Annotated in this window: 25 protein-coding genes; 4 read left to right on the forward strand and 21 right to left on the reverse strand. The window is 75.0% G+C overall.

Going from position 1 to position 25878, the window contains the following annotated elements:
* Nucleotides 1–195 precede the first annotated feature (195 nt).
* Nucleotides 196–459, forward strand: a complete 264-nt coding sequence (locus OG455_RS11200) for a hypothetical protein (protein WP_266292645.1) — start codon at nucleotides 196–198, stop codon at nucleotides 457–459.
* An 89-nt stretch (nucleotides 460–548) separates the two neighbouring features.
* On the opposite strand, the gene moaA is transcribed toward OG455_RS11200, so the two are convergent.
* The 4 genes from moaA to OG455_RS11220 form a co-directional block, all read right to left on the reverse strand.
* Nucleotides 549–1538: a GTP 3',8-cyclase MoaA gene (moaA, locus tag OG455_RS11205; RefSeq protein ID WP_266292647.1), complete on the reverse strand. Its 990-nt coding sequence runs from the start codon at nucleotides 1536–1538 to the stop codon at nucleotides 549–551.
* 102 nt (nucleotides 1539–1640) lie between these two features.
* On the reverse strand, nucleotides 1641–3290 hold the full coding sequence (locus OG455_RS11210) for a cation acetate symporter (RefSeq protein WP_266292648.1): 1650 nt from the start codon (nucleotides 3288–3290) through the stop codon (nucleotides 1641–1643).
* A complete protein-coding gene (locus tag OG455_RS11215) occupies nucleotides 3287–3616 on the reverse strand; it encodes a DUF485 domain-containing protein (protein ID WP_266292650.1) in 330 nt (109 codons plus the stop codon). The genes OG455_RS11210 and OG455_RS11215 overlap by 4 nt, the downstream gene beginning before the upstream one ends.
* Before the next feature lie 270 nt (nucleotides 3617–3886).
* Entirely contained in the window at nucleotides 3887–4930 is a 1044-nt protein-coding gene (locus tag OG455_RS11220) for a zinc-dependent alcohol dehydrogenase family protein (protein WP_266292652.1), read from the reverse strand.
* 176 nt (nucleotides 4931–5106) lie between these two features.
* Here OG455_RS11220 and OG455_RS11225 point away from each other — a divergent pair, with 176 nt between their 5' ends.
* Both OG455_RS11225 and OG455_RS11230 read left to right on the forward strand, forming a co-directional pair.
* Nucleotides 5107–6102 (forward strand): DEDDh family exonuclease, encoded by a 996-nt coding sequence (locus OG455_RS11225; RefSeq protein WP_266292654.1) that lies wholly within the window; start codon nucleotides 5107–5109, stop codon nucleotides 6100–6102.
* 23 nt (nucleotides 6103–6125) lie between these two features.
* On the forward strand, nucleotides 6126–6887 hold the full coding sequence (locus OG455_RS11230; RefSeq protein WP_266292656.1) for an SDR family oxidoreductase: 762 nt from the start codon (nucleotides 6126–6128) through the stop codon (nucleotides 6885–6887).
* Nucleotides 6888–6934: 47 nt separating this feature from the next.
* Here OG455_RS11230 and OG455_RS11235 read toward each other — a convergent pair whose 3' ends face one another.
* From OG455_RS11235 to OG455_RS11275, 9 genes are all read right to left on the reverse strand, one after another.
* On the reverse strand, nucleotides 6935–7585 hold the full coding sequence (locus OG455_RS11235; protein WP_266292658.1) for an alkaline shock response membrane anchor protein AmaP: 651 nt from the start codon (nucleotides 7583–7585) through the stop codon (nucleotides 6935–6937).
* A gap of 82 nt (nucleotides 7586–7667) precedes the next feature.
* Nucleotides 7668–8213 (reverse strand): DUF6286 domain-containing protein, encoded by a 546-nt coding sequence (locus tag OG455_RS11240; RefSeq protein WP_266292659.1) that lies wholly within the window; start codon nucleotides 8211–8213, stop codon nucleotides 7668–7670.
* Entirely contained in the window at nucleotides 8206–8610 is a 405-nt protein-coding gene (locus OG455_RS11245; protein WP_266292660.1) for a hypothetical protein, read from the reverse strand. Before OG455_RS11245 ends, OG455_RS11240 begins: the two co-directional genes overlap by 8 nt.
* The gene (locus OG455_RS11250) at nucleotides 8610–8801 is read right to left on the reverse strand and encodes a hypothetical protein (RefSeq protein ID WP_266292662.1); all 192 of its coding nucleotides are present in this window, start codon (nucleotides 8799–8801) and stop codon (nucleotides 8610–8612) included. Before OG455_RS11250 ends, OG455_RS11245 begins: the two co-directional genes overlap by 1 nt.
* Nucleotides 8802–8831: 30 nt before the next feature.
* Entirely contained in the window at nucleotides 8832–9314 is a 483-nt protein-coding gene (locus OG455_RS11255) for an Asp23/Gls24 family envelope stress response protein (RefSeq protein ID WP_266292664.1), read from the reverse strand.
* A gap of 222 nt (nucleotides 9315–9536) precedes the next feature.
* Nucleotides 9537–10349 carry an enoyl-CoA hydratase/isomerase family protein gene (locus OG455_RS11260; RefSeq protein ID WP_266292666.1) on the reverse strand — a complete coding sequence of 271 codons (813 nt, stop codon included), beginning with the start codon at nucleotides 10347–10349 and terminating at the stop codon, nucleotides 9537–9539.
* A gap of 273 nt (nucleotides 10350–10622) precedes the next feature.
* On the reverse strand, nucleotides 10623–10856 hold the full coding sequence (locus OG455_RS11265; RefSeq protein WP_035843861.1) for a helix-turn-helix domain-containing protein: 234 nt from the start codon (nucleotides 10854–10856) through the stop codon (nucleotides 10623–10625).
* Between the two features lie 499 nt (nucleotides 10857–11355).
* The gene (locus OG455_RS11270; RefSeq protein WP_266292668.1) at nucleotides 11356–12954 is read right to left on the reverse strand and encodes an ABC-F family ATP-binding cassette domain-containing protein; all 1599 of its coding nucleotides are present in this window, start codon (nucleotides 12952–12954) and stop codon (nucleotides 11356–11358) included.
* A gap of 279 nt (nucleotides 12955–13233) precedes the next feature.
* The gene (locus OG455_RS11275; RefSeq protein ID WP_266292670.1) at nucleotides 13234–14169 is read right to left on the reverse strand and encodes a hypothetical protein; all 936 of its coding nucleotides are present in this window, start codon (nucleotides 14167–14169) and stop codon (nucleotides 13234–13236) included.
* A gap of 348 nt (nucleotides 14170–14517) precedes the next feature.
* On the opposite strand from OG455_RS11275, the gene OG455_RS11280 reads away from it, so the two are divergent.
* A complete protein-coding gene (locus OG455_RS11280) occupies nucleotides 14518–15948 on the forward strand; it encodes a glycoside hydrolase family 26 protein (protein WP_266292672.1) in 1431 nt (476 codons plus the stop codon).
* On the opposite strand, the gene OG455_RS11285 is transcribed toward OG455_RS11280, so the two are convergent.
* The 8 genes from OG455_RS11285 to OG455_RS11320 form a co-directional block, all read right to left on the reverse strand.
* On the reverse strand, nucleotides 15935–17191 hold the full coding sequence (locus OG455_RS11285; RefSeq protein WP_266292674.1) for a GNAT family N-acetyltransferase: 1257 nt from the start codon (nucleotides 17189–17191) through the stop codon (nucleotides 15935–15937). The genes OG455_RS11280 and OG455_RS11285 overlap by 14 nt on opposite strands.
* A complete protein-coding gene (locus OG455_RS11290; protein ID WP_266292676.1) occupies nucleotides 17188–17874 on the reverse strand; it encodes a Wzz/FepE/Etk N-terminal domain-containing protein in 687 nt (228 codons plus the stop codon). Before OG455_RS11290 ends, OG455_RS11285 begins: the two co-directional genes overlap by 4 nt.
* Nucleotide 17875: 1 nt before the next feature.
* A complete protein-coding gene (locus OG455_RS11295) occupies nucleotides 17876–19000 on the reverse strand; it encodes a glycosyltransferase (RefSeq protein ID WP_266292678.1) in 1125 nt (374 codons plus the stop codon).
* Nucleotides 18997–19788, reverse strand: a complete 792-nt coding sequence (locus OG455_RS11300) for a polysaccharide deacetylase family protein (RefSeq protein ID WP_266292680.1) — start codon at nucleotides 19786–19788, stop codon at nucleotides 18997–18999. The genes OG455_RS11295 and OG455_RS11300 overlap by 4 nt, the downstream gene beginning before the upstream one ends.
* Nucleotides 19778–21523, reverse strand: a complete 1746-nt coding sequence (locus OG455_RS11305) for a lipid II flippase MurJ (protein WP_266292682.1) — start codon at nucleotides 21521–21523, stop codon at nucleotides 19778–19780. The genes OG455_RS11300 and OG455_RS11305 overlap by 11 nt, the downstream gene beginning before the upstream one ends.
* On the reverse strand, nucleotides 21520–22905 hold the full coding sequence (locus OG455_RS11310) for an O-antigen ligase (RefSeq protein WP_266292684.1): 1386 nt from the start codon (nucleotides 22903–22905) through the stop codon (nucleotides 21520–21522). Before OG455_RS11310 ends, OG455_RS11305 begins: the two co-directional genes overlap by 4 nt.
* 6 nt (nucleotides 22906–22911) lie before the next feature.
* Complete coding sequence (locus OG455_RS11315; RefSeq protein WP_266292686.1) at nucleotides 22912–24420, reverse strand: sugar transferase; 1509 nt, start codon at nucleotides 24418–24420, stop codon at nucleotides 22912–22914.
* 312 nt (nucleotides 24421–24732) lie between these two features.
* On the reverse strand, nucleotides 24733–25875 hold the full coding sequence (locus OG455_RS11320; RefSeq protein WP_266300730.1) for a glycosyltransferase: 1143 nt from the start codon (nucleotides 25873–25875) through the stop codon (nucleotides 24733–24735).
* Nucleotides 25876–25878 lie beyond the last annotated feature (3 nt).

The raw sequence follows: 25878 nt of genomic DNA on the forward strand, positions 1-25878 counted from the left end.
TCAAATAAATCTTGAGAGGGCTAGCCAACCGCCCATCTGTCCGTGACATACTGCGTACGCGCTCCGCATCCCCCGTCGGAGCGACGGACCGACGCCGGGCGGCTCCCCCCGTGGCTGCCCGGCGTCGCCATGTCCGCTTCAACCCGGCCTCCAGGATGGATCCTGCTCCGCCGGCCGGGGTGAGAAACTTCGATCATGAGCATCGACTTCTTCGGCGCCGCGGGCGACAGCCCGCAGGGCCCAGCGGGGCCCCCCAAGTGCTCGGCCAAGGGCTGCAAGGCGGCGGCGGCCTGGGTACTGGTCTGGAACAACCCCAAGCTGCACACGCCCGACCGCCGCAAGACCTGGCTGGCCTGCCCCGAGCACCGCGAGTCGCTGGGCCAGTTCCTGGGCGTGCGCGGCTTCCTGAAGGAGACGGTGGCGCTGGCCGACTGGACGCAGCCACCGAACGCCGACTGAGCGACGGGCCGAGCAGAGCGGGGTGAGCCGAGCGGGGTGAGCCGAGCAGTGCGGACCGGGCAGTGCGCCGAGGGGCGACCGCGGCCGCCTCAGCCGCCGATCGCCGACATCGGGCGGTCCGGCTGGTGGAACAGCGGGCCGTCTATCCCCGCGCCCGCCTTCTTGCCCCACATCGCCGCCCGCCACAGCGCGGCCAGCTCGGCGTCCGAGGCGCCCGAGCGCAGCGCGCCGCGCAGGTCGGTCTCGCCGGTGGCGAAGAGGCAGTTGCGGACCTGGCCGTCGGCGGTGAGCCGGGTGCGGTCGCAGGCCCGGCAGAACGGACGGGTGACCGAGGCGATCACGCCGACCGTCCCCGGGCCGCCGTCCACCAGCCAGCGCTCGGCGGGGGCCGCGCCGCGCGCCGCGGTGGCCTCGGGGGTCAGGGTGAAGCGGGCACCGAGCAGTTCGAGGATCTCCTCGGCGGTGACCATCCGCGAGCGGTCCCAGCCGTGCTGGGCATCCAGCGGCATCTGCTCGATGAACCGCAGCTGGTAGCCGCGCTCCAGGCACCAGCCGAGCAGATCGGGCGCCTCGTGGTCGTTGACCCCGCGCATCAGCACCGCGTTGAGCTTGACCGGGGTCAGCCCCACCGCCTCGGCGGCGGCCAGCCCGGCCAGCACGTCCTGGTGACGGTGCCGGCGGGTCAGGGTGTGGAAGGTCTCCTCGTCCAGCGTGTCCAGCGAGACGTTGACCCGGTCCAGGCCGGCCTCGCGCAGCGCCCGCGCGGTGCGCGCCAGGCCCACCCCGTTGGTGGTGAGCGAGAGTTCCGGGCGCGGCGCCAGCTCGGCGCAGGCCGCGACGATGCCGACCAGGCCGGGGCGCAGCAGCGGCTCGCCACCGGTGAAGCGCACCTCGCGCACCCCGAGCTCGCGCACGGCCAGCGCCACCAGGCGCACGATCTCCTCGTCGGTCAGCAGCTCCGGCTTGCCGAGCCACTGCAGGCCCTGCTCGGGCATGCAGTACGTGCAGCGCAGGTTGCACCTGTCGGTGAGCGAGACCCGCAGGTCCACGGCCCGTCGACCGAAACTGTCCAGCAGCACGCTGCCCACCTCATCTCCCCTTCACGGACCGGCGCCCGACCCGCCGCGTGCGGATCGGGCGCCAGCTTAGACCGACCGGTCCCGGACCGGGTGATCATGCCCTCAGTGTGCGCCGATCCCGGTCAGGGACCGAACCTCCAGTTCAGCGTACTTCGCCTGGCCGTCCGCCCGGCCACCGAGCACGGTACCGAGCCAGCCGGCCAGGAAGCCGATCGGGATCGAGACCAGCCCGGGGTTCTCCAGCGGGAACCAGTGGAAGTCGGCGTGCGGGAAGAGCGCGGCCGGGCCGCCGGAGACCACGGGCGAGAAGACCACCAGGGCCACCGAGCTGACCAGGCCGGCGTAGACCGAGCAGACCGCGCCGGCGGTGCTGAAGCGCCGCCAGTAGAGCGAGTAGAGCAGCGTCGGCAGGTTGGCCGAGGCCGCCACCGCGAAGGCGAGCGCGACCAGGGCGGCGGTGTTCAGCTTCTCCGCGTAGATGCTCAGCCCGATCGCGATCGCGCCGATCACCACGGCGGCCAGCCGGGCCGAGGCCACCTCCTCCCGCTCGCCGACCCGTCCCCGGCGGATCACGTTGGCGTACAGGTCGTGGGCGAAGGAGGACGAGGAGGTCAGGGTGAGCCCGGCGACCACGGCCAGGATGGTGGCGAAGGCGACCGCCGAGATCACCGCGAGCAGCACCGCCCCGCTGGTGGTGCCGGCCCCGCCGCCCAACTGCTGGGCCAGCAGCGGCGCGGCGGTGTTGCCGGCCGCGTTCGAGGCCTTGATCAGCTTCGGACCGACCAGCGCGGCCGCGCCGAAGCCGAGCGCCAGGGTCATCAGGTAGAAGACGCCGATGATCCCGATCGCCCAGAAGACCGACTTCCGGGCGGCCCGGGCGGTGGGCACGGTGTAGAAGCGGACCAGGATGTGCGGCAGGCCCGCGGTGCCGAGCACCAGTGCCAGCGCCAGGCTGACGAAGTCCAGCTCGCTGGTGCCGCTCGCGCCGTACTTCAGGCCGGGCGCCAGGAACGCGGCGCCCTTGCCGCTGGCCTGCGCGGCGGCGCCGAGCAGCGCGGAGGGGTTGAAGTCGTACTTGGCCAGCACCAGGAAGGTCATCACGGCCGCGCCCGCGATCAGCAGCACGGCCTTGACGATCTGCACCCAGGTGGTGCCCTTCATGCCGCCCACCGTGACGTACAGCACCATCAGCGCGCCGACCGCCACCACGGTCCAGCCCTTGGCGGCCGAGCCCTCGACGCCGAGCAGCAGCGCGACCAGCGAACCGGCGCCGACCATCTGGGCCAGCAGGTAGAAGATCGACACCACGATGGTGGAGATGCCCGCGGCGGTGCGCACCGGGCGCTGGCGCAGCCGGAAGGCCAGCACGTCGGCCATGGTGAAGCGGCCCGCGTTGCGCAGCGGCTCGGCGATCAGCAGCAGCGCCACCAGCCAGGCCACCAGGAAGCCGATCGAGTAGAGGAAGCCGTCGTAACCGGCCAGCGCGATGGCGCCGGCGATGCCGAGGAAGGAGGCGGCCGACATGTAGTCGCCGGAGATCGCCAGGCCGTTCTGCAGGCTGGTGAAGGCCCGGCCGCCGGCGTAGAAGTCGGTCGCGGTCCTGGTCTGCCGCCCGGCCCAGAGGGTGATGCCGAGGGTGACCAGGACGAAGAAGGCGAAGAGCGCCAGGGTCAGGGTGCGGTGCCCGTCGGCGGTGACGGCCGCGGCGAGCGCGCCGGTGCCGTGGGGGCCGGCGGTACGGGGGCCGGTCATTCGCCCGCCTCCTGGAGGGTGACGGCGGCCGGGGCCGCGTAGCGGGCGCGCAGCGCGGCGGCCGGCGGATCGAGTCGGCGCCCGGCGAACCTGGCGTACCAGGCGGCGACGGCGAAGGTGCTGGCGAACTGCAGCAGGCCGAGCAGCAGCGCCATGTTGAAGTGGCCGAACAGCGTGGTGGCCATGAAGCCGTGCGCGTAGCAGGACAGCAACACGTAGAGCAGGTACCAGAGCAGGAAGCCCGCGGTGACCGGGAAGGCGAAGCCGCGGAAGGTACCGCGCAGGGCGCGGAACTCCGCGCTGCGCTCGATGCCGGGATCGTCCAATCCATCTCTCCTGACGTCTTGGTGAGACAGGCCCGCGCGCGAGGTGACGGGCGGCACAGTCCTGTCCGTGCCGATGCATGCTAGGAGCGACCACTCGATTGCAGAGGGTATTTGAGGTGCGTTCAGCCCACTCTTCACACTGATGCACCGCGATTTGGCCGAAAGCCGTCCCTCGGCACCCGTTCTCGGACACGCCCGAGGGGCCATGCAGCCAACTGGCATGGCCCCTCGGGTATATGACTGATCGTCAGATCATCTGACGGCGACGGTCTAGAAGGCGATCCGCACCTTCAGCGCCGTGCGGTCGTCCATCGCCCGGTAGCCGGCCGGGACGCCGTCCAGGTCCACGGTGCGGTCGAAGACCAGGCCGGGGTTGATGTCGCCGGCCAGCACGTCGGCGAGCAGCTCGGGGATGTACGCGCGGGCCGGCGCCACGCCGCCGCCGAGCGAGACGTTGCGGCCGAACATCTGGCCGATGTCCACGCCCGCGCTGCCGCCGTGCGGCACGCCGACGTAGCCGACCGCGCCGCCGTCCCGGGCGATCGAGATCGCGGTGCGCATCGACTCCTCGGTGCCCACCGCCTCCAGCACCGCGTGCGCACCCTGACCGCCGGTCAGCTCGCGGACCGCCTCGATCGCCGCCTCGCCGCGCTCTGCCACCACGTCGGTGGCGCCGAACCGCCGGGCGATCTCGGTGCGCACCTCGTGCCGCCCCAGCGCGATGATCCGACCGGCACCCAGCCGCTGCGCGGCCAGCACCCCGCAGAGGCCCACCGCGCCGTCGCCCACCACCGCCACCGTCGAGCCCGGGCGGACCTTGGCGGCGACCGCCGCGTGGTGCCCGGTGGCCATCACGTCGGAGAGCGCGAGCAGGCTGGGCAGCAGCGCCTGGTCGGTGGCCGCCTCCTTGGGCAGCCTGACCAGCGTGCCGTCGGCGAACGGCACCCGGACCGCCTCGCCCTGCCCGCCGTCCGAGCCGATGCTGCCCCAGAAGCCGCCGTGCGGGCAGGAGGTGTGCAGGCCGTCGCGGCAGAAGTCGCAGACGCCGTCCGACCAGACGAAGGGGGCGACCACGAAGTCGCCGACCTTCACGCCCTCGACCCCCGCGCCCACCTCCTCGACGATGCCGAGGAACTCGTGCCCGATCCGCTGCCCCGCCTCGCGGTCCGCCACGCCGCGGTAGGCCCACAGGTCGCTGCCGCAGATGCAGGCGTTCACCACCCGCACCACGGCGTCGGTGGGCTGCTGGATGACCGGGTCCGGGACCTCTTCGATCCGGATGTCGTTGGGGCCGTGGATCACGGTGGCGCGCATGGTGAAGCCCTTCGGGGTACCTGGTGTGGATTCGTCCGGTTAGTACGACCCGCCCCACCGGTCACTCTATTCCCGGCGCTCCGACCCCTGCCCGTCGACGTGACGCACGCCGCATCCACGACGTGCCGCGGCGTTCCGTCACCGGGCGGCGGCACCGCCCCTTAAGCTGGTGCACCATGCATGCGCCCCAGCCCACGGCACGCCCGATCCCGACCCAGCGCACCGGTGCATCCGAGGGCCCTTCGGGCTACGCGGTGGTCGACGTCGAGACCACGGGCCTGGGCCGCACCGACCGGGTGATCTCGGCAGGCGTCTACCGGCTGGACGCCGAGGGCGAGGTCCTCGACCACTGGTACACCCTGGTCAACCCCCAACGGGACCCGGGCCCGGTCTGGATCCACGGCCTGACCAGCGCGATGCTGACCGACGCGCCGACCTTCCCGCAGGTCGCCGAGGAGCTGGCCGAGCGACTGAGCGGTCGGGTGATGGTCGCCCACAACGCGCTCTTCGACTGGAACATGATCTCGCGTGAGTTCTCCCGCGCCGGACTGCGCGCCCCGGTAGAGCAGCGCCTGTGCACCATGGTCCTCTCCCGCGACCTGGGCCTGCCGCTGGCCAACGGCAAGCTCTCCACCCTGGCCGAGCACTTCGGCGTCCGGCAGCGCCACGCGCACAACGCGCTGGACGACGCCCGGGTGCTCGCCGAGGCCTTCCGGCCCAGCCTCCAGCTGGCCCGCAGCGGCGGCGTCCCGCTCCCGCTGACCACCTGCGTGGCCGTCACCGACCTGGGCGAGGACAGCCCGGCCCCCGCCGCCTCGGCCGCCCGCGGCTCCTGGAGCACCTCCTACCGCCCGGCCCGCAAGCGCCCCGCCTGCCCCTACCCGAACCCCGGGCGCTGGGAGCAGGACGGACCGCTGGTCCAGGGCATGCGGGTGGCGATCACCGGCGACACCGCCACCGACCGCGAGCTGCTGGAGGACCGCGCGATCGCCGCCGGGCTGCACATCGCGAGCTCGGTGAGCCGGCTCACCAGCCTGCTGGTCACCAACGAGCCGGGCAGTTGGAGCGGCAAGGCCCGCAAGGCCCGTGAGCTGGGCACCCCGGTGCTCGGCGAGGACGCCTTCCTGCAGCTGCTCTCCGACGTCGCCCCGCACCCGACCGCGCCCGCCTGAGGCCCACCGGGCAGGATGGGCCCATGGATCTCGGACTTCAGGACAAGGTGTACGTGGTCACCGGCGCCAGCCGCGGACTCGGCTTCGCCGCCGCCCGCGAGCTGACCGCCGACGGCGCGAAGGTGCTGCTGACCGGCCGTCAGCGGCAGACTCTGGACGCCGCCGTCACCGCCCTGGGCGGCGAGCGGGCCGCGGCGGGCCTGGTCGCGGACAACACCGACCCGGCGTCCGCCGAGCGGACCGTCGCCGCCGCTGTGGAGCGCTTCGGCCGGCTGGACGGCATCCTGATCAGCGTCGGCGGCCCGCCGGCCGGCTCGGTGCTCGGCACCGGCGACGAGGCCTGGCGCAGCTCCTTCGAGACCGTCTTCCTGGGCGCGCTGCGGCTGGCCCGCGCGGCGGCCCAGGTGCTCGGCGAGGGCGGCGTGATCGCCTTCGTGCTCTCCAGCTCGGTGCGCGAGCCGATCCCCGGCCTGGCCGTCTCCAACGGCCTGCGCCCGGGTCTGGCGATGACCGCCAAGGCGCTGGCCGGCGAGCTCGGCCCGCGCGGCATCCGGGTGCTGGGCCTGCTGCCCGCCCGGATCGACACCGACCGGGTCCGCGAACTCGACGCCCTCACCGCCGACCCGGACGCCGCCCGGGCCCAGGCCGGCGAACGGATCCCGCTGGGCCGCTACGGCACCCCCGAGGAGTTCGGCAGGGTCGCCGCCTTCGCGCTCTCCCCCGCCGCCTCCTACCTCAGCGGCCTGATGATCCCGGTCGACGGCGGCGCGCTGCACGGCCTCTAGTTCTGGCCACATCGCCACATCGCCACATCGCCACACGGCCTCGCCGGTCACTGCACGCGCGGCGCGCGGCGGGCAGCCGAGCGCTTGCGGCGGGGCGGCGCCGGGGCCGGGGTCGGCGCGACCTGCAGGCGCAGGTCGAGCGGGAGCCCGCCGGGCCGGCCCAGCGCCGCGGCCGCGTGCTCGGCGGGCCCGGCCCGGAACTCGTCCACCGCGGCGGCCACCGCCGCACCCGGCTCCAGCAGCAGGATCGCGTGCAGCCCCAGCCGCCGCCCGCGGCCGACCAGCCGCGCCCGGGCCGCCGTGACCTGCGGCAGTTCCTGCGCGGCGCCCCGCACGGCCTCCGCCAGCGCCGCGCCGCGCAGCCGCAGCCGCAGCCCCGGGGTGCCGCTCGTCGGCAGCTCCAGCTCCGCCGGGGTCGGCCGCCGCAGCTGGGCCAGCAGCCACCACAGCGCCAGCAGCACCAGCACCGCCAGGCCCGCGACGACCGCCGGCCACCACCAGCCCCGATCGCGCCAGCGGGTGCGCGAGGCGGTGCTCAGCACCGGCTGCCCCGGCTCGGTCAACGGCCACCAGCCGGGCGGCGTGACGCCCAGGTGGTGGTAGAGGTCCAACCCGCCGGCCAGCACCAGCAGCGCGCCCAGCACCAGCAGCGCCCCGGCCAGCCCGATCAGCAGCCGGTTGACGGTGCCTCGGGTCACGACACCTCACGTCCTCTCAGGTCAGCGCACGGGGTCGGGGCGGCCGGGCTCCAGGAACAGGCGAACTCGGCGGCACGCGGTCTCAGGACATCGGCGGCCGGTGCTTGGCCGGCCTGCCGCGCACCCGCAGCGCCGGCTCGCTCAGCAGCTGGAGCCGCGCCAGCTCCGCCGCCAGCACCACCCGCGCCCGCTCCAGGTCGGCGCTGCCGTGGATCGTCACCCGTGCCCGCCGCCGGCCCACCCGCACCCGCGCGGCCGCCACCATCGGCAGCTGCAGTGCCCTGGTCTCCAGCAGCGCGGCCACCCCGGCCCGGTCGATCACCGTGCCAGGGGCCTGCCGCAGCACCAGCCAGCGCCGCCCGCCGGAGGACAGCGCGAGCACACACAACCAGAGGCCGAACAGCCCCACCAACGCGGCACAGCCCAGCACCCACCCGGTGTCCAGATGCCGGGTGGCGAGCTGGTGGGCCACGCGGGAGCGCCAGCTGCCCGCCCGGTGCCCGGCCCAGCGCGAGACCGCGTCGTAGAGCAGCACCGCCGCGGCGGCCAGCACCACGACCGCCACCAGCGCGGCCGCCCTGGTCCGCGGCGAGCGCGGCACCCTGAAGCCCGGCCCCGCCTCACTCACCGGGCGCTCCCCCGGAGCCCGGGCCCGCACCGCCCACCGGGTGCAGCCGCTCGACCACCACGAGCACCTCGCGCGTCGGGATCCCGGTCAGCGCGGCGACCCGCTCGGCCACCGCCGCCCGCACCGCCGCCGCCCACCGGCCCAGGTCGCAGGGGAACGGCAGCTCCACCCCCACCCGCACCTGGGCCGCCCCGCCGACGACGGAGACCGCCACCCGGGGTGCCTCGCCCACCAGGGCGGGGCCGAGCGCCTCACCCGCCGCCCGAGCGGCGATCCGGGTCAGCACCCGGTCGGCGATCCGCAGCCGGCCGCGCTGGGCCGGCGGCGTGCCGCGCCCGGTGTCCGGCCCCCAGCCCGCCCCGCTCGCGGAGGCCGGCGAAGCGGCGCCCAGGCCCATCAACGGCGCCGGTCGCGGCTGCGCAGCAGGTCGCCGAGATCACCCAGATCGAGATCGCCCTCCAGGACCCGGCCGACCACGAAGCCGACCGCGCCGAGTGCGGCGACCAGCAGGAAGGCCGCGAACCCGCCGAAGTAGCCGGCGAAGCCCAGGGCCATGCCGGCCACCAGGCCGATCAGGGCGAGATTCATCGTTGCGCTCCCAAGCGGGGTGTGTGGGGACTACTGGACCCGGGTCCGCCGCTCCGGGGAGGGCAGCTCCTCCTCCTCGTCCGGCTCGTCGGGCAGGTGGATGTCGTTGACGGCGATGTTCACCTCCACCACCTCCAGGCCCGTCATCCGCTCGACCGAGGAGATGATGTTGCGCCGCACCGTCGCGGCCAGCTCCGGGATCACCACCCCGTACTCGACCACCAGCGCGATGTCGATCGCCGTCTGCTTCTCGCCGACCTCGGCCTTGATGCCGCGTGAGATGCTGGCCCGCCCGCCGGGGACCCGGTCGCGCATCGCGCCGAAGGTCCTGGCCAGGCCGGAGCCGAGCGCGTAGATGCCGGGGACCTCGCGGGCCGCCATTCCGGCGATCTTCTCCACCACACCGTCGGCCAGCGCGGTGGTCCCGCGCTCCTCGGCGGGCGGACCGCCGTGCGGAGTGCCGTGCGAGGGGCCGGACTTGGTCAGATCGGACGGCTTGGGGGTGTCGGGCATGAGGGTTGCCTCCTGAAGGACGTCTCCAGCTATACCGCAAACTGCCTCAACTCTGACATTCCGCCACGTAACTCGCCCCTGGAGATCCACCGGGCGGCAACAACGGAACGGAGCCCGGCTCTCCCCCTCCGAGAGCCGGACTCCGCCGTGGTACTGCCGCCGTGGTACTGCCCGCCGGGCCGCGGTCGAGCCGCCGCCGCCCACCGCCCGCCGGGCCCGCGGTCAGTCCCCGATCCCCGCCAGGTCGCGCAGCCGGCGCGCCTGGGCGGCCCGCTCGGCGGCGCACTGCTCCTGGTAGGAGCGGTCGGCGGCGCCGAGCAGCAGCGCCTTGGTCTCGATCACCGCGGCGCGCGGCGCGGCCAGCAGCGCGGCGGCCAGGTCGCGGGCCGCGCCGGTCAGCTCCTCGGCGCTCGGCACCACCAGGTTGGCCAGCCCGATCGAGGCGGCCTCGGCCGCGTGCACCCAGCGGCCGGTGGCGCAGATCTCCAGCGCGCGCGCGTAGCCGACCAGGTCGGTCAGCGGCTTGGTGCCGGCCAGGTCGGGCACCAGGCCGAGTGAGGTCTCGCGCATCGAGAACTGGACGTCCTCGGCGCAGATCCGCAGGTCGCAGGCGAGCGCGAGCTGGAACCCGGCGCCGACGGCGTGGCCCTGCACGGCCGCCACGCTGATCAGGTCGGGCCGCCGCCACCAGGTGAAGGCCTGCTGGAAGCCGGCGATCGCCTCGTCCAGCTCCTTGTCGGGGCTGGCCGCCAGCGCGAGGAAGTTGGGCTCGCCGGGGATCCCCTCGGGGGTGAACATGGCCCGGTCCAGACCGGCCGAGAAGGAGACGCCGTCGGCGCGCAGCACGACCACCCGCACCGTCCCGGGCAGCTCGCGGCCGACGGCGGCCAGCGCGCGCCACATCGCCGGGGTCTGGGCGTTGCGCCGTTGGGGGTGGCAGAGCGTGACCGTCGCGAGCTCGCCCTCGACGTCGAGGCGGACGCCGGCCTCCTGCCACGCGGCCGAGCTGGCAGGGGTGGGGACGGGCGCGGTCATGGGCACCTCCGGCGAGGGTCGGGGCAGGCTCCAGCGCGCTGCCCACTATGTCTACCGGAGAGTAACTTATTGTCCGGGCCTTGGGTACCGCCGCGGATTCACCCCGCGTTCACCCTGCTCGCAGACATGACGATCGGCGGCCATGGGGGACACCGAGGGTGCCTGTCACGGTCGCCGATGCGTCGGGATTCGTGCGGACGGACTGTCGGAACCTGGTGCTGCCCTGCCGCCGGCCGACCGGGAGCGCGAGCCGCGCTCCGGACTGACTGATCGTCAGGAGCCTGCTGCCGCAGCAGCCTTGGCCTTTCCACGCGTGGCGCCACCGCGACCCCGGAGATTGACCCCGGACTCACTCAGCATGCGGTGCACGAAGCCGTACGAGCGGCCGGTCTCCTCCGCCAGCGCGCGAATGCTCGCCCCGGAGTCGTACTTCTTCTTCAGCTCGGCCGCGAGCTTCTCACGCGCGGCACCAGTTACCCGGCTGCCCTTTTTCAGAGTCTCGGCCACCCGTGCCTCCTCGTAGCTGTGCTCGGTCAGATTCCCATGATCACCCATCCCCAGCGTCCTGGCCACCCATTCGACAAGGTCCATCGCGCCAATAGGGCGCCGCTCCGGCGTGATCCGAGCGCATCAGGGCGCTCACCCTGGGTGCACGCGCCCCCGGCCGAATCGGCCGCGGTGAACGAAAGAGCTGATCAGCAGGGTCGCCGGGCGCGGTTGGCAGACAACCTGACTGAATCTGTCTAAAACGGAATCCCTGACCCCGAGATTCCCGAATGGGCCTGCCTGATGAGAGGGCATCGGCCGGATGCAGGAGCGCGCGTCTACCCGTGTCGAGCGCCGACGGGCGGCGAACCGGTCACGCGCCGTGGCGGGGCGGAAACGCGTCAGCCGCCCGGAGGCGGCTGACCAGGGGTGCGGTGGCGGATGCCGGGCCGGCGTGGGGCTCGGGCGCCGCGGGCGGACGGGCCCGCGGGTGGATGCGCCCGGCCGGATCGGGCCTGGCTCAGGCCAGCGAGACCAGGTCGTGGTACGCCGGGCTCCAGAGGTCCTCGACACCGTCCGGCAGCAGGATGATCCGCTCCGGGTGCAGCGCGTCGACCGCGCCCTCGTCGTGGGTGACCAGGACCACCGCGCCGGAGAAGGAGCGCAGCGCGCCCAGGATCTCCTCGCGGCTGGCCGGGTCGAGGTTGTTGGTGGGCTCGTCGAGCAGCAGCACGTTGGCGCTGGAGACCACCAGCGAGGCCAGCGCGAGGCGGGTCTTCTCACCGCCGGAGAGCACCCCGGCCGGCTTGTCGACGTCGTCGCCGGAGAAGAGGAAGGAGCCGAGGATCTTGCGGATCTGCACCAGGTCGGTGTCCGGCGCGGCGGAGCGCATGTTCTCCAGCACCGTGCGCTCCGGGTCGAGCGTCTCGTGCTCCTGGGCGTAGTAGCCGATCTTCAGGCCGTGGCCGGGGATCACCTCGCCGGTGTCCGGCTTCTCGACGCCCGCGAGCATCCGCAGCAGGGTGGTCTTGCCCGCGCCGTTGAGGCCGAGCACGACGACCCGCGAGCCGCGGTCGATCGCCAGGTCCACGCCCGCGAAGATCTCCAGCGAGCCGTAGGACTTGGACAGGTCGCTGGCGGTCAGCGGGGTCTTGCCGCACGGGGCCGGGTCGGGGAAGCGCAGCTTGGCGACCTTGTCGGAGGCCCGGACCTGCTCCAGCCCGGAGAGCAGCTTCTCGGCGCGGCGGGCCATGTTCTGCGCGGCGACCGTCTTGGTGGCCTTGGCGCGCATCTTGTCGGCCTGCGCGTTGAGGGTGGCCGCCTTCTTCTCGGCGTTGGCCCGCTCGCGCTTGCGGCGCTTCTCGTCGTCCTCGCGCTGCTGCTGGTACTGCCGCCAGCCCATGTTGTAGATGTCGATCGCGGAGCGGTTGGCGTCCAGGTAGAAGACCTTGTTGACGACCGTCTCGACCAGCTCGACATCGTGCGAGATGACGATGAAGCCGCCCTTGTAGGTCTTCAGGAAGTCGCGCAGCCAGACGATGGAGTCGGCGTCCAGGTGGTTGGTCGGCTCGTCCAGCAGCAGGACGTCGGAGTCCGAGAAGAGGATCCGGGCCAGCTCGACCCGGCGGCGCTGGCCACCGGAGAGGGTGTGCAGCTGCTGGCCGAGGATCCGGTCGGGCAGGCCCAGCGCGGCGGCGATGGTGGCGGCCTCCGCCTCGGCCGCGTAGCCCCCCTTGGTGAGGAACTCGGTCTCCAGCCGGGAGTACTTCTTCATCGCGTTGTCGCGGGTGGCGCCCTTGCCGTTGGCCATCCGCTCCTCGTTCTCGCGCATCTTCTGCAGCACGGTGTCGAGGCCGCGGGCGGAGAGGATCCGGTCGCGGGCGAGCACGTCCAGGTCGCCGGTGCGCGGGTCCTGCGGCAGGTAGCCGACCTCGCCGGAGCGGGTCACGGTGCCGCCGGCCGGCAGGCCCTCGCCGGCCAGCACCTTGGTCAGGGTGGTCTTGCCGGCGCCGTTGCGGCCGACCAGGCCGATCCGGTCGCCGGGCGCGACCCGGAAGCTGGCGGACTCGATCAGGACGCGGGCGCCGGCGCGCAGTTCGAGGGCGTTGGCGGCAATCATGGCTGGGAGGACTCCTGGGGCTGGGCGGCCCGGGACGCGGCGGCGCGGGCCGGGCACGGAGGTGCGGCGGGTGGGGGCGGGGGCTGGACGGTCCGGTGCGGCCGCGGTCCGCACGCGCTGGCACGGACCTGGAGCCTCACCGACTGCCGCCGCTAATGCCCGAGGAGAACAGCCATGCGGGCCAGTCTACCGGGCGGCCCGGGCGGACCCGGAGGATGATGGCGCCGCCGTCCCGCGGACCCCCGCCCGGGCCGCCGCACCCGGGCCCGGGCCAGGGCCTCAGTGACTGTCGGCCGGGGCCTGGGTGGCGCAGCCGTCCTGCGATCGGACCGCCGCGAACGCCGCCTCGGGGCTGTCGCACGGGATCGCGGAGGCGCCCTGGTCGGTGTCGAAGACCCGGCTGCCGACCAGCGGGCCGTCGTCGATCAGCACCCGCCTGCCGTCCATCCTGGTGATCTTCACCTTGGGGCCGGCGTTGAGCACGTAGCCGTGACCGTCCAGTCGGAACCCGGTGATCGAGCCGGGCAGCGGGTGGCCGGAGCCGGTGGTGCCGGTGCAGGCTCGCGGGACCAGCACGGCGCCGTCGGTGTCGACCGCGCGCAGCGGGTCGTAGGCGCAGCCGTCCTGCGGGCGGGCGTTGAACCGCAGGTCGCCGTCGCGGTCGCGGAAACCCATGGTGAGGCCGGGGGTGAGCACCTGGACCCAGGGCTCGGGCTCGGTGGCCACCTGGACGGCGGCGGCGGCCCGCTGCAGTTCGAGCTGCTTGCGCTGGGCGTCGGTGCGCTGGTCGGCGCCGGGCTCGCCGGTCCCGTGCAGCCAGTCGGAGAGACCTGGCACGGAGCGGTGCCAGCGGACCTCGTGGTCGTCGATCTCCACCGAGGTGACCATGCCGTCGTCCCAGACCACCACCGCGCTCTGGCCCAGCACCGTCACGTGCAGCGCGGTGGCGCCGTCACGGCGGTAGGACCAGAGCAGGGAGCCGCTGGACGGGTCGTACGCCTCCAGGCCCGGCCCGACCCGGAAGTCCGGCACGACCGGGTCGGTGGACTGCGCGCCCACCGGGCTGGCCTGCGCGTTGCCGGGCGCCGACACCTGGTCGCCGAACGGAACCGGGCGGTTGGCGTGCGCGGCGGCGCCGACGCCGAGCACCAGCAGCACGGCCATGGCGGGCAGGGCCGACCGGGGGGTCAGAGTACGAAGCGGCTTCCAGGACACTTCGGGAGGGTACCTGGTGCGTGCTCACCCGTCAGCACGGCGGGGCCGCCTCACGGGCCCGCGGGCGGATTATCCGGACATTCGGCGGGGGTCGGTGGGCGGGTGGGACGTCGACCGGGGCCCGGTGGGCACCCGAACCGGCTGACGATCGGTCAGGACAGCGGATCGCGCAAGTCGGAATCGACCAGGCTCGCGACAATCGTCCACTTCAGGGTGACATTCGGCTTTTCCGACGGCGGCTCACCTTACGCTGAGTAGGCAGATGCGGGCGGTGCGCATCGCCGCCCTGTGCGCGGTCCCGTGCGGTCCCGTGCAGTCCCCGTGCAGTCCCGTGCTGGAGGAGAGACCATGCGAATCGGCCGGCTGGCCCTGGCCGCCTCCGCGCTGCTGCTGCTCACCTCGGCGGGCCTGGCCGGGGGCGGACCGGTCAGCACCGCCGACCGCAGCACGGCCGCCATCGGCACGCTCGGCGCCGCCCCGCCGCAGCCGCGCGGCGCCGCGCCCCGGCCGAGCACCCGGCGGGCCGACCACGAGGTGCCGTTCGGCGCCTTCGTCGGCTCCTGGGACGAGTACATCCCGCAGATCGCCCGGTTCTCCAGCTGGCTGAACGGCGCCAACCTCCAGGTCGGCCACACCTATCTGGCCGGGAACAGCTGGGGCGACATCGAGGGCGACACCAGGATGCTGGCCCTCTGGTCGCAGTGGCGCCTCGGCGACCGCGGCCGGACCCTGGTGCTCAACGTGCCCATGCTGGTGCCCAACGAGGGCGACCTGCCCGACGACCAGGTGGCCGAGCTGCTCGACCAGGGCGCGCACGGCGCCTTCGACCAGCACTTCCGCAAGCTGGCCCGCAAGCTGGTGGCGCTCGGCGGCGGCGACACGGTGGTCGTGCTCGGCTGGGAGATGAACGGCACCACCTACACCAGCCGCTGCAAGCCCGACCCCACCGCCTGGAAGGCGTACTGGCGGCGGATCGTCGGCGTGATGCGCGAGGTGCCGGGGCAGCGGTTCCGCTTCGACTTCACCCCCAACCGCGGGCTGGACGCGATCGCCTGGACCAAGTGCTACCCCGGTGACGACGTGGTGGACGTGATCGGCACCGACAGCTACGACCAGCCGGCCGGCGCCACCTTCGACGACTACGTGCACGAGGCGTACGGGCTGCAGGACCAGGTGGAGTTCGCGGCCAAGCGCGGCAAGCCGGTCTCGTACCCGGAGTGGGGGCTGTTCCGCAACGGGGACAACCCGGAGTTCGTGCGGCGGATGGTCGACTGGATGCGCACCCACGACACCCTCTACCAGACCGTCACCGACTACTGCCCGCACGGCTTCTGGGAGTGCCGCAGCAACCCGCGCTCCAGTTCGGTCTACCGGCAGCTGCTGGACGGCTCGAAGGGCGCGGCGCCCGCACCCACCGCGCCGCTCTGCCCCGGCCTGCCGGTCGGGCCGTTCGGCGGCCTCGCCTGGCTGCGGCCCCCGCTGCTGTCGCACGGCTGCCCGGGTCGGCCGGGGGGCGGGGCGTCCCCCTCGCCGTCATCCCCGCCGTCGCCGTCGCCGTCACCATCGCCGTCGCCGTCACCATCGGGGTCGCCGTCACCATCGGGGTCGAAGTCGCCGTCGGGGGCGCCGTCGGGGGTCGCTTCGCCGTCGGCCTCGGCCGCGTCGTCCGGGTCCGCCTCGCCGGCCGCCTCCCCTGCCGCACCGTCCGCTTCCCCGCCCGCGTCGGCGGCGTCCGCCTCGGCCTCCTCGTCGGCCGGCGCCGCGGTCAGCCGCGGTTGAGCAGCGCGCGCAGCCGGGCGGCCGGCCCGCGCAGTCGGGGGGCGGCCGCCGCGCGGGTCCGGGCCAGCAGCAGCCGCAGGCTCAGCGCGGCGGCCAGGTGGGCGGGCCCGAACAGCAGCCGGTGGTTGCGCCCGCGCTCGGGCCGCCAGCGCTCCTTGTACGGCTCCTCCCCGCGCATCAGGCTCAGTTCCGGGATGCCGGCCCGGACCGCCTCCTCCAGCGAGGTGCCGAAGAGCAGGCCCGCGATGTCGATCCGCTCGCGCAGCCGCGGGTGCGCGCCGTAGAGGTAGAGGCCGGCGAAGGCCGGGCAGAGCAGCAGCAGGTCGACCGCCATCAGCTCCTCGTCCAGGTAGTAGCGGTAGACCACCGCCTGGCCGCGCCGGGCCAGGCCCGCCGTGGACTCGCGCAGGTGCGCCGCGAACCGGGCCCTGGTGTGCTCGGCGGTGACCGTGCGGCTCTCCCACTGCAGCGTGTGCAGCCGCAGCAGCTCGCCCATCGCCGCGCCGACCTCCGCCACCGGCACCCGCCGGGCCACCACTCCGGCCTCCAGCAGCTTGCGCTGCTTGGCCCGGCTGCGCTGCGCGGTGCGGCCGGGCAGCCGGGCGAGCAGTTGCTCCATCGGCACGGCGGGCAGGTGCTGGCAGACCGAGTCGAGCAACTGGTGGCGCCGCCCGTGCCAGTGCGCGTAGAGCTGGTGCGCCGCCGCTCCCGGGCGCACCTCGCGCAGGTCCAGGGCCTGCCAGGGGCGGCGCAGCGGCAGCGCGCGGGCCAGCTCGGCGGCGGCCTCGGCGGCGCAGGAGTCGTCGAGCAGTACGTCGGTGAAGTCGATCAGCCGGCCGCCGAGCGCGGTGAGGGTGCCGGTCCGGCCGCGGGCCAGCGCGGCGGCGCCCACCAGCGCGCCGTCCCGGCGGACCAGCAGCACCCGCAGCCGGCCGGGGCGGCCGTACGCGGCCCACCAGGACGCCTGCCAGGCGGCGGACTGGAAGGGGGTGGCGGTGCGGCAGCGGGTGGCGAGGGCGTCCCACTCCTCGGTCAGGCGGGTGAGGGTGTCGTCCGCGCGGTGCAGCTCGGTGGTCCAGCGCGGCACGGCGGGGGCGGGTGCGCTCGCGGGTGCGGGGTCCGTCGTGCCCCCCGGGGCCGGGTTGCGGGGGGCGGGGGTGCGGGCGGGCGGGGCCTGCGCCTCCTCGGAGGGAACGGGGGCGGGGACGGGCGCGGGCCGCCGGGTCGGTTGCGGGGCGCTCACTTGGCGCTCCCGGCCGGTTCGGCCCGCTTGTCCGGCGCCGCGCGGGTGGGGGTGGGGACGACAGCCGCCGGCTCGACCGGCGCCGCGCCGCCGGGCACCGCGGCGGCCGGGTCGCCGGCCTTGCGGCGCGCCATCATCGCCAGCGCCCCGACCAGCACGCCCGCCGCCCCGCCGACCGCGACGTCCAGCCGGCCGCTCGGGGTGGTCGGCTGGTCGGGCTCGGCGGCGGCGGCCAGCGGCACCAGCTTGACGCCGGTCTCCTTGCTGCTGGTGTTGGCGAACGAGATCAGCGCCTTGGCCACCGCGTCCGCCGCCTTCACCGCGTCCTGCGGGTGCCCGCCGCTGCCCGCGATCTCGATCACCGGGGCGTCCGGCGAGGTGGTCCCGGCCACCAGGCCCGCCAGCTCGGCGCCGCTGCGGCCGGCCTCCGGCGCGGCGAGCTCCAGCACCTGGGGCTGGGCCGCCAGCCGTCCGTACGCCTGGGCGAAGTTGACCGCGAGGCCCGCCTCGCCGCCGGGATCGGGGACCACCACCACGTAGGAGTTGGCCGTGTAGACCGGCGGCGCCACCACCGCGTAGCCCGCCCCCGCCACCGCGCCCAGCGGGACCGCGACGGCCAGCGGCCACCAGCGGCGGGCCAGGGTACGGACCCGGGCGGCTTGACCTCGCTCGATACCGCTCACTTCAGGACTCCCTCCCGGTCGGGAGGGCCACCGGGGCCCGTCCCAACCGCTCGTACAGCTCGCCCAGTCGGCCGGCTGTGCGGACAATGTCGTAGTGCGCCACGGCCGGTGGCCTGGGCAGTGGGACGCCGAGCGGTGCCGGCCCGAGCGCCAGCAGTGCCTCCTGGTAGGCCGCCACGGTGGAGGGCAGCTTGCGGGCGCCGGGGGCGGCCTCGGCGGGCAGCTCCTCCAGCGCCGGGCAGCCGCTGTGCAGCACCGGCAGCCCGGCCGCCAGGCCCTCCAGCACCGCCAGCCCGAAGGTCTCCTCGACCGAGGGCGCGGCCAGCACGTCCATCGCGCCCAGCAGTTCGGGCACGTCCGCCCGTTCGCCGACCAGCAGCAGCCGCGAGCCGACGCCCAGCGTGCGGGCCCGCTCGGCGAGTTCGGCCCGCTGCGGCCCCTCCCCGACCAGCAGCAGCACCGCCCGCGGCAGCACGGTCAGCGCCTGGAGCAGCACCTCGAACCGCTTGCCCGGCACCAGCCGCCCCACCCCGCCGACCACGAAGGCGTCGGCTGCCAGTCCGAGCCCGCGCCGGGTCTCGGTCCGCCGCGCCCAGGGCCCCGCGGGGTCGCGCGTCTCGATGCCGTTCGGCAGCACCGCCACCCGCCGGCGCGGCACCCCCCAGTCGGCCAGTGTGTGGGCCACCTGCCCGGAGACCGCGACGGTGGTGACGCCCAGCCGTTCGGCGGCCAGGTAGAGGGACTTGACGCCGGCGCTCACCGGGCGCCCCTCGATCGTGCCGGCGTGCAGCGAGTGCTCGGTCGCCAGCACCGCCCGCACCCCGGCCAGCCGGGCCGCCAACCGCCCGTAGAGACCGGCCCGGTAGAGGTGGGTGTGCACCACGTCGTACTGACCGCGGCGGATCAGCCGGACCAGCCGGGGCAGCACCGCCAGGTCCCGGTTGCCGCGCATCGCCAGGTCGTGGACGGGCACGCCGTCGGCGCGCAGCTCCGCCGCCACGCTGCCCGGGTTGGTCAGCACCGCCACCTCGCAGCGCACCGAAGGCGGCAGGTGGCGGACCGTCAGCAGCAGCTGCCGCTCGGCGCCGCCCGCCGCCAGACCGGTGATGACGTGCAGCACCTTCACCGCGCCACCCCCAGCCGGCGCAGCTCGGTGACCACGTCGCGCAGGCCGTGCCGACCGCGCTTGGCGCGCAGCCGCCAGGCGCCGTCGCGGTCGCCGACGTAGCAGCGGGGCAGCGCGAACCGCCCGGCGAGCGGGGTGTGGGCGATCGCCACCGCGTAGTCGTAGCCGGCCTCCTGGACGGCCCGGGCGGCCGGCTCGTCCACCGCGCCGTACGGGTAGCAGAAGCCGTCGATCGGACCGCCGAGCAGCTCCGCCAGGGCCCGCCGGCTGTCCCGCACCTCGGCGCGCAGCAGGTCGGCCGGCAGTCCGGGCAGCGCCAGGTGGCTCAGTCCGTGTGAGCCGATCTCCCAGCCGGTGGCGGCCAGTTCGCGCACCTGCTCCACGGTGAGCAGCGCCTTGCGCGGGCCCTCGACGTCCCAGAAGTTGTCGCCGCCCAGCCGGTCGGCGACCACGTAGGCGGTGGCGGTGAAGCCGTAGCCGCGCAGCACCGGGACCACGTGGCGGGCGAAGTCGGCGTAGCCGTCGTCGAAGGTCAGGCCGACCAGCCGGTCGCGGCGGCCGGCGGCCCGGGCGGCGAGCAGCTCGCGCATGCTGACACCGCGCCAGCCGCGCGCGGCCAGCCAGCGCATCTGGTCGGCGAAGCGCGCGGGGCTGACCGTGAGCAGGTACGGATCCTCCTCCTCCTCGGCCACCGAGTGGTACATCAGGATCCACGGCCGCCCGGAGCGGCCGCCGGTGGCGGTGGCCTGGCGCGGCAGACGGGTGCGGCGGGTGAGTTCAGCGACCATCGGGCATGGTTCCTTCCTCCAGCGGGTCATCCCCCATCGCCGGGCCGCCGGTCACTGCCCGCGGCCCCCGCAGCAGCGCCCGGCCGGGCCCCAGGGCCCGCTCCGCCGGGCCCCTCAGCTCGCGGGCGCCGAGCAGCACCCCGAGCAGCAGGTAGACCACGAGCACGCTCGCGCCCCCCGCGGCGAGCGAGAGCGGGGCCGGGCGCACCGCGCGGGCCGCGCAGCCGCCGACCGCCGCGGCGCCCGCGGCGGCCAGCAGCAGCCGGGCCTGGCCGCCCAGCACCTGCGGCATCCGCAGCGCGATGCCGCGCAGCGCGAGCCCGCGCAGCAGCAGCACGGCGGCGGTGGTGATGCCCGCCGCGTTGCCCGCGGCCAGGCCCAGCGCGCCGAACCGGTGGCTGGTGAGCAGGCCCACGGCGGTGGTGACCACCAGACCCACCGCCATCGCGGCCACCGGGTACCAGTCGAGCAGTCGCCGCCCCGCCTCGTCCGGGCGCGGGTCGTCGGCCCGCCGCACCGCCGGGCGCATCGAGAAGAACGGCCGCACCATGACGCCGGTCAGCGCCTGGGCGAGCAGTCCGAAGCTGTACACCTGGATCACCTGGGCGGTGGCGGCGGTGTCGGCCGCGTCGAAGGCGCCGCGCTGGAAGAGCAGCGAGACCACGGCGGGCGCGCAGGCGATCAGGAAGGCGGTGCCGGCCAGCACCACCGCCGCCGCCTGGCCGAGGTCCTTCTCCACCCGGTCGCGGGCCGCGTCCAGGTCACCGGCGGCCAGCGCCCGGGCGACCAGCGGGAAGGTGACCGTGCAGATCAGGATCGCCGTGGTCATCGCCAGCTGGGAGACCTTGGCGGCGTAGTTGAGGTGCGAGATGGTGCCGGCCGGCAGGGTGGAGCCGAGGTAGCGCTCGATGAAGACCTGGGACTGCCGGGTCAGCGTGAAGGCGGCCATCGGCAGCAGCGCGAGCGGGCTGAGCAGCAGCCCGCGCCGGCCCGCCGCGGTGCGCCGGGGGGCTCCTCGCCCGCCGCGCAGCGCCCGGACGAACGGGCCGGCCAGCACCCCGGCCATCAGCAGGCTGCCGAAGGCCACCCCGAGCGCGGCCGCCCGCACCCCCAGCACCAGGTGGCAGGCGGTCAGCACGGCCAGGATGCCGAGGTTGTAGGCGACGTAGATGGCGGCCGGCGCGGTGAAGCGGTGGTGGGCCCGGAGCGCGGCGCCCAGGTACCCGGCCACGCCGAAGGGCAGCACGGTGACGGCGGTGATCCGGGTGCAGGTGATCGCGAGCGAGGGGTCGCCCAGCCCGGGGGCCAGGGTGTGCACCACCTCGGGCGCCCAGAGCATGGTGGCGCCGGAGAGCGCGCACAGCACCGCCAGCAGCCAGGGCAGCGTGTCCACCGTCAACTGCCGCACCGGATCAGGGCCTTCGGGCCGCTCCTCGCGCAGCACCAGGGCCAGGCTGAAGGCCGGCACCATGAGGAAGGCCATCGCGTCCTCGATCAGCAGCGGCGCGGCCGTCTCGGGCACGGTCCAGGCGACCAGGAAGGCGTCGGTGCCCTCGTCGGCGCCGAAGAACCGGGCCAGCAGCAGGTCGCGCAGCAGGCCCAGCGCCGAGCCGGCCGCGCTGAGCACCGCGGTGATGCCGAAGGCCTTGGCCAGGAAGGAGGTGCCGTCGACGGCCGGTCGCGGCGGCGCCGGCGGCGGTGGCGGCGCGGGGAGCAGGTCCTGACTGATCGTCATGCCGTCGGCCCTTCGGCGGCGGGCAGCGCCCACCAGGCGGCCACGCCCAGGATCACCGAGGTCAGCACGGTAGTGGTGCCGCCGATGTCCGCGTAGAGGAAGTCGACCAGCACCCAGCAGAGCAGGCCGACCGCCGCCGGGCCCGGGCCGCCGGCGCCCCGGTGCGGCGGGCCCGGCCGGCGCAGGCCGCCGAGCAGCAGCGCGAGGAAGAGCGCGCCGTAGGCGACGATGCCCACCAGGCCCTGCTCGCAGAGCACCAGGAAGTACATGTTGTGCGGCGAGAGCAGCGGCTCGCGCTCAAAGCCGATGGTGGAGTCGGCCGCGTCGCTGCCGGAGGAGAGCCGCAGCGGCGCGTGCGAGTCGCGCAGCTGCGGGAAGCTCTTCGGGCCGGCCCCGGTGACCGGGTGGTCGGCCCAGATGGCGCGGGCGGTGGCCCACAGGTCGTAGCGGTCGCTGACCGAGTGGTCCTCGTTGCCGCCGGAGACCGAGCCGATGCTGTCCAGCCGCTCGGTCACCCCGCCGCCGCCCGCGCCGAGCCCGCCGACCACCACGATCGCGGCCGCCAGCCCGAGGACCGCCCAGCGCAGCGCCAGCCGGGCGTCGGCCTTGAGCAGCAGCACGGCCACCGCGACCGCGGTGGCGATCCAGCTGCCCCGGCTGAACGAGACCGCGAGCGGGAAGACCAGGAACGCCGCGCAGGCCAGCAGCCCGCGCCGGGCCCAGCCGCCCCGGGGCATCGTCAGGCCCAGGGCCAGGGCGGCCAGCAGGCCGAAGCTGACGACGCCCGACATCGCCATGATGTCGAGCGCGCCGAAGGTGCCGACCGCCCGGATCGGCTCACCGGTGTAGGAGGCGCCGGTGTGCGTGAGGTACTGCCCGGCCCCGACGCCGCCCTCGATCAGCGCGGCCAGCACGAAGGCGCCGAGCACCAGGTGCAGGTCGGTGCGGTCGCGCAGCGCGGCCAGCACGGCCACCGGGACCAGCACGAAGATCTGCACCAGCCGGATGAAGCCGGTCAGGCCGGCGGCGGGGTCGATCGAGGTCACGGTGGCGGCGGCGGCCGCGCAGACCACCCCGGCGAAGACCGCGCAGGCGGACCTGCCGAGCCCGAGCGGGCGGCCGCGCAGCAGGTCGAGCCCGAGCAGCCCGACCAGGGCGAGCGAGGCCAGGTCGGCGGGGGTGATGTGGACGGCGGCCGTCACGTCCTTCTCGCCGGTCGGCGCGCAGACCAGCAGCACCGTCGCGGCGGCCAGCAGGCTCGGGCGGCGCAGCGGCGCGGTGGCCAGCGCGCGCAGCAGCTCCGGCCAGGGCCGCCGCAGGACCGGGGCCGGACCCGGGCCCGGGCCCGTTAAGGCGGGGCCCGGGGTGATGGTCAGTGCCACGGTGGGTCAGCTCCCGTCCGGACGGAGCATCAGCGCGGCGGTGCGCAGCAGGATCTTGACGTCCTGCCAGAGGCTCCAGCTCTCGATGTAGCGGTTGTCGAACCGGGCCCGGTCCTCGATCGAGGTGTCCCCGCGCAGCCCGTTGACCTGGGCCAGCCCGGTCAGGCCGACCGGGACCCGGTGCCGGTCGGCGTACTCCGGGTAGGCCTGGCCGAACCGCATCACGAAGTAGGGGCGCTCCGGGCGCGGGCCGACCAGGGTCATGTCGCCGCGCAGCACGTTCCACAGCTGCGGCAGCTCGTCCACCGAGCTGCGGCGCAGCAGCCGGCCCACCGGGCTCATCCGGTGGTCCTGGGCGATGTTCCAGTGGGTGGCCGACTCGTGCTCGTTGCTGGGACGCAGGGTGCGGAACTTGAGCAGGGTGAAGACCTGGCCGTCCAGCCCGGTGCGCTGCTGGCGGAAGAGCACGCCGGGGCCGGTGTCCAGCCGGACGGCGAGCGCGCAGGCGGCCAGCAGCGGGGAGATGGCGAGCAGGCCGAGGGCGGCGGCCACGATGTCGACGCCGCGCTTGAGCAGCCAGCCGGGGCGGCGCAGCGGCGGGGTGGAGAGCCGCAGGCAGGGGTAGCCCCAGAGGTGGTCGGTCGCCCGCTGCGGGCCGGCGCCGAGCCCGGCGTGCTCGCGCAGGCCGGGCACCAGCCAGACCTGGCAGCCGAGCCGGACCGCCTCGCGCATGGTGCCCGCCGTCTCCTGCTCGTCGGCGGCCCCGGCGGTGGCGATCAGCCGGACCTCGCCGTGCCGGCGCAGCTCGCGCGCCAGGGCCTCGCGACCGCCGAGCACCGGCAGCGGGGAGTCTCCGGGCAGCAGCACCGGGTCCGGGTCCAGGTAGCCGATCGGGCGCATGCCGTACTCGGGGTGCTCGCGCAGCGCCCCCGCGATCCGCTGGCCGAGCTCCCCCGCGCCGAGCACCAGGACCGGCACCGGGCGCCGGCTGCGCAGCTTGCGCAGCAGCCCGTAGACCACGGCGCGGCCGAGCGCGGCACCGGTGGCCAGGGTGAGCAGCAGGGCCAGCAGCCGGGGCCAGCCGGCCGGGCCGCCGGAGGGCCAGGCACCGCCGAGGCAGTCGGTGAGGGTGATCGCGAAGGCGAGGGCGACGGCGGCCCGGGCGAGCAGCGCGGGCAGTTCGTCCAGCGCGGAGGGGCTCATCCGGGTGCGGTAGAGGCCGCCGGCCAGGTTGAGCGGCAGCAGGATCGGCAGCAGGGCGAGGGCCGCGCCCAGCGGGTGGGCCCGCGCGGAGGCGCAGCCCACCGAACTCACGCAGGCGGCCAGCAGGTCGACCACGAGCAGCGAGCCGGGCAGCAGCACGGCGGCGCGCAGGCCCCGGCGGTGCCGGCCGAGCTGGGCGGTGCCGCGCTGGTGCGGCGGCCGGGCGGGCCGGTCGAGCAGCTCGGTCGCGAGCCGCCGACCGCCGGCCGCGGATCGCCCAGGCCGCGGCAGACTCTCGTGGTCAATGGTCATCAGCGCACGAACTCCCCTGCAGTGTGCCCTTGGTGGTGGATTTCGCGGTACGTTCGTCTCACTCGCACCCATTCGCACAAACTGGCGCGATAACCCGACCGAGGCTCTCGCACTACTGGAACGAATTGGGCAAAATCAGACATTACCGAACGACGGCTAAATTCCCGGCAGTTGACGGGGAAGTTGACTTGCCATTTCATTCCACCCGCCCATTAATCGGAATTTCCGACTTGGCCGCTGGGCACGGCCGGAACGGGTGATCGACCAAGTCGCCCCTACCGAACAAGATGCACGTCACTGCCTGAGAAACGATCAGATCCGCGCGGGGACACGGGGAGTCGGCTGGCCCCCGGTGATCGACTTCTGGTAGAGCTCGGACACGCGGGCGACCACCGTCCGCACGTCGTGCCGGCCCGCCACCCACGCGCGCGCCGCCACCCCGCGCCGGGCGCACTCCAGCGGATCGGCCAGCGCCTCGGCCAGCGCGTCGGTGAGCGCCGCCGGGTCCTCGACCGGGACCAACCCGGTCTCCCGCTGCTCGGGCGGCAACTGCTCGCGGGCACCGGGCACCTCGGTCACGATCACCGGCCGGGCCATCGCCATCGCCTCCAGCGGCGCCAGCGCCATCCCCTCCCAGCGCGAGGGCAGCACCACCAGGTCGGCCGCGGCCAGCCAGGGCCTGGGGTCGGCCACCTCCCCCGCCAGGTGCACCCGGTACGGCTCGGGCAGCGCCCTGGCCTGCGCGGCCAGCGCCTGCGCGTCCGGACCGCCGCCGACCAGCGCCAGCCGCGCGCTCGGCACCCGCCGCAGCACCGCGGGCCAGCTGGCGAGCAGCACGTCCTGCCCCTTCTGCCGGCAGAGCCGCCCGACGCAGACCGCCAGCGGCTCGGACAGGTCGAGCCCCAGCGAGAGCCGCGCGGCGCGGCGCTCGGTGGGCGTGTGGTGTGCGAGGTCCACGCCGTTGGGGACCACGGCGAACGGGGCGCTGATGCCGGCCGCCTCACCGTCCTGCCGCTCCTGCTCGCTGACGCAGAGCACGGCGGCGGCCCAGCGGGTGGCGTAGCGCTCCCAGCGGGTGCTGGCGGTGGCCAGCGTGCCGGTCGCGGCGGCGAAGGACCAGGCGTGCGGCTGGAAGACGGTGGGGATCCGGCCGCGCAGCGCCAACCGGCCGGCCAGGCCCGCCTTGGCGCTGTGCAGGTGGACCAGATCGGGGGCCGCCGCCTGCACCAGCCGCCGCAGCCTCGCCGCCTCGCCCGGCACGCTGGGCCCGGGCGCGCGGCGGGCCGGCCACTCCAGCAGCTCGGCCCCGGCGGCGCCCGCCCGGGGGCCCAGCCGACCGCCGGGCGGGCAGGCGAGGAGCACCCGGTGGCCGGCCGCGCGCTGGCCGCGCACCAGATCGGTGACCACCTGGGCCACGCCGCCGTCCACCGGCTGGGAAACATGAAGGATCGTCAGATG

Origin of the sequence: Kitasatospora sp. NBC_01287 (assembly GCF_026340565.1) — a bacterium.
Lineage (GTDB): Bacteria > Actinomycetota > Actinomycetes > Streptomycetales > Streptomycetaceae > Kitasatospora.

Excerpts from the sequence above, each read along its gene's own strand:
- OG455_RS11200 (WP_266292645.1), top strand. The coding sequence starts at position 196 with ATGAGCATCGACTTCTTCGGCGCCGCGGGCGACAGCCCGCAGGGCCCA.
- OG455_RS11210 (WP_266292648.1), bottom strand. The coding sequence starts at position 3,290 with ATGACCGGCCCCCGTACCGCCGGCCCCCACGGCACCGGCGCGCTCGCC.
- OG455_RS11220 (WP_266292652.1), bottom strand. The coding sequence starts at position 4,930 with ATGCGCGCCACCGTGATCCACGGCCCCAACGACATCCGGATCGAAGAG.
- OG455_RS11225 (WP_266292654.1), top strand. The coding sequence starts at position 5,107 with ATGCATGCGCCCCAGCCCACGGCACGCCCGATCCCGACCCAGCGCACC.
- OG455_RS11230 (WP_266292656.1), top strand. The coding sequence starts at position 6,126 with ATGGATCTCGGACTTCAGGACAAGGTGTACGTGGTCACCGGCGCCAGC.
- OG455_RS11245 (WP_266292660.1), bottom strand. The coding sequence starts at position 8,610 with ATGGGCCTGGGCGCCGCTTCGCCGGCCTCCGCGAGCGGGGCGGGCTGG.
- OG455_RS11250 (WP_266292662.1), bottom strand. The coding sequence starts at position 8,801 with ATGAATCTCGCCCTGATCGGCCTGGTGGCCGGCATGGCCCTGGGCTTC.
- OG455_RS11255 (WP_266292664.1), bottom strand. The coding sequence starts at position 9,314 with ATGCCCGACACCCCCAAGCCGTCCGATCTGACCAAGTCCGGCCCCTCG.
- OG455_RS11260 (WP_266292666.1), bottom strand. The coding sequence starts at position 10,349 with ATGACCGCGCCCGTCCCCACCCCTGCCAGCTCGGCCGCGTGGCAGGAG.
- OG455_RS11270 (WP_266292668.1), bottom strand. The coding sequence starts at position 12,954 with ATGATTGCCGCCAACGCCCTCGAACTGCGCGCCGGCGCCCGCGTCCTG.
- OG455_RS11280 (WP_266292672.1), top strand. The coding sequence starts at position 14,518 with ATGCGAATCGGCCGGCTGGCCCTGGCCGCCTCCGCGCTGCTGCTGCTC.
- OG455_RS11300 (WP_266292680.1), bottom strand. The coding sequence starts at position 19,788 with ATGGTCGCTGAACTCACCCGCCGCACCCGTCTGCCGCGCCAGGCCACC.
- OG455_RS11305 (WP_266292682.1), bottom strand. The coding sequence starts at position 21,523 with ATGACGATCAGTCAGGACCTGCTCCCCGCGCCGCCACCGCCGCCGGCG.
- OG455_RS11315 (WP_266292686.1), bottom strand. The coding sequence starts at position 24,420 with ATGACCATTGACCACGAGAGTCTGCCGCGGCCTGGGCGATCCGCGGCC.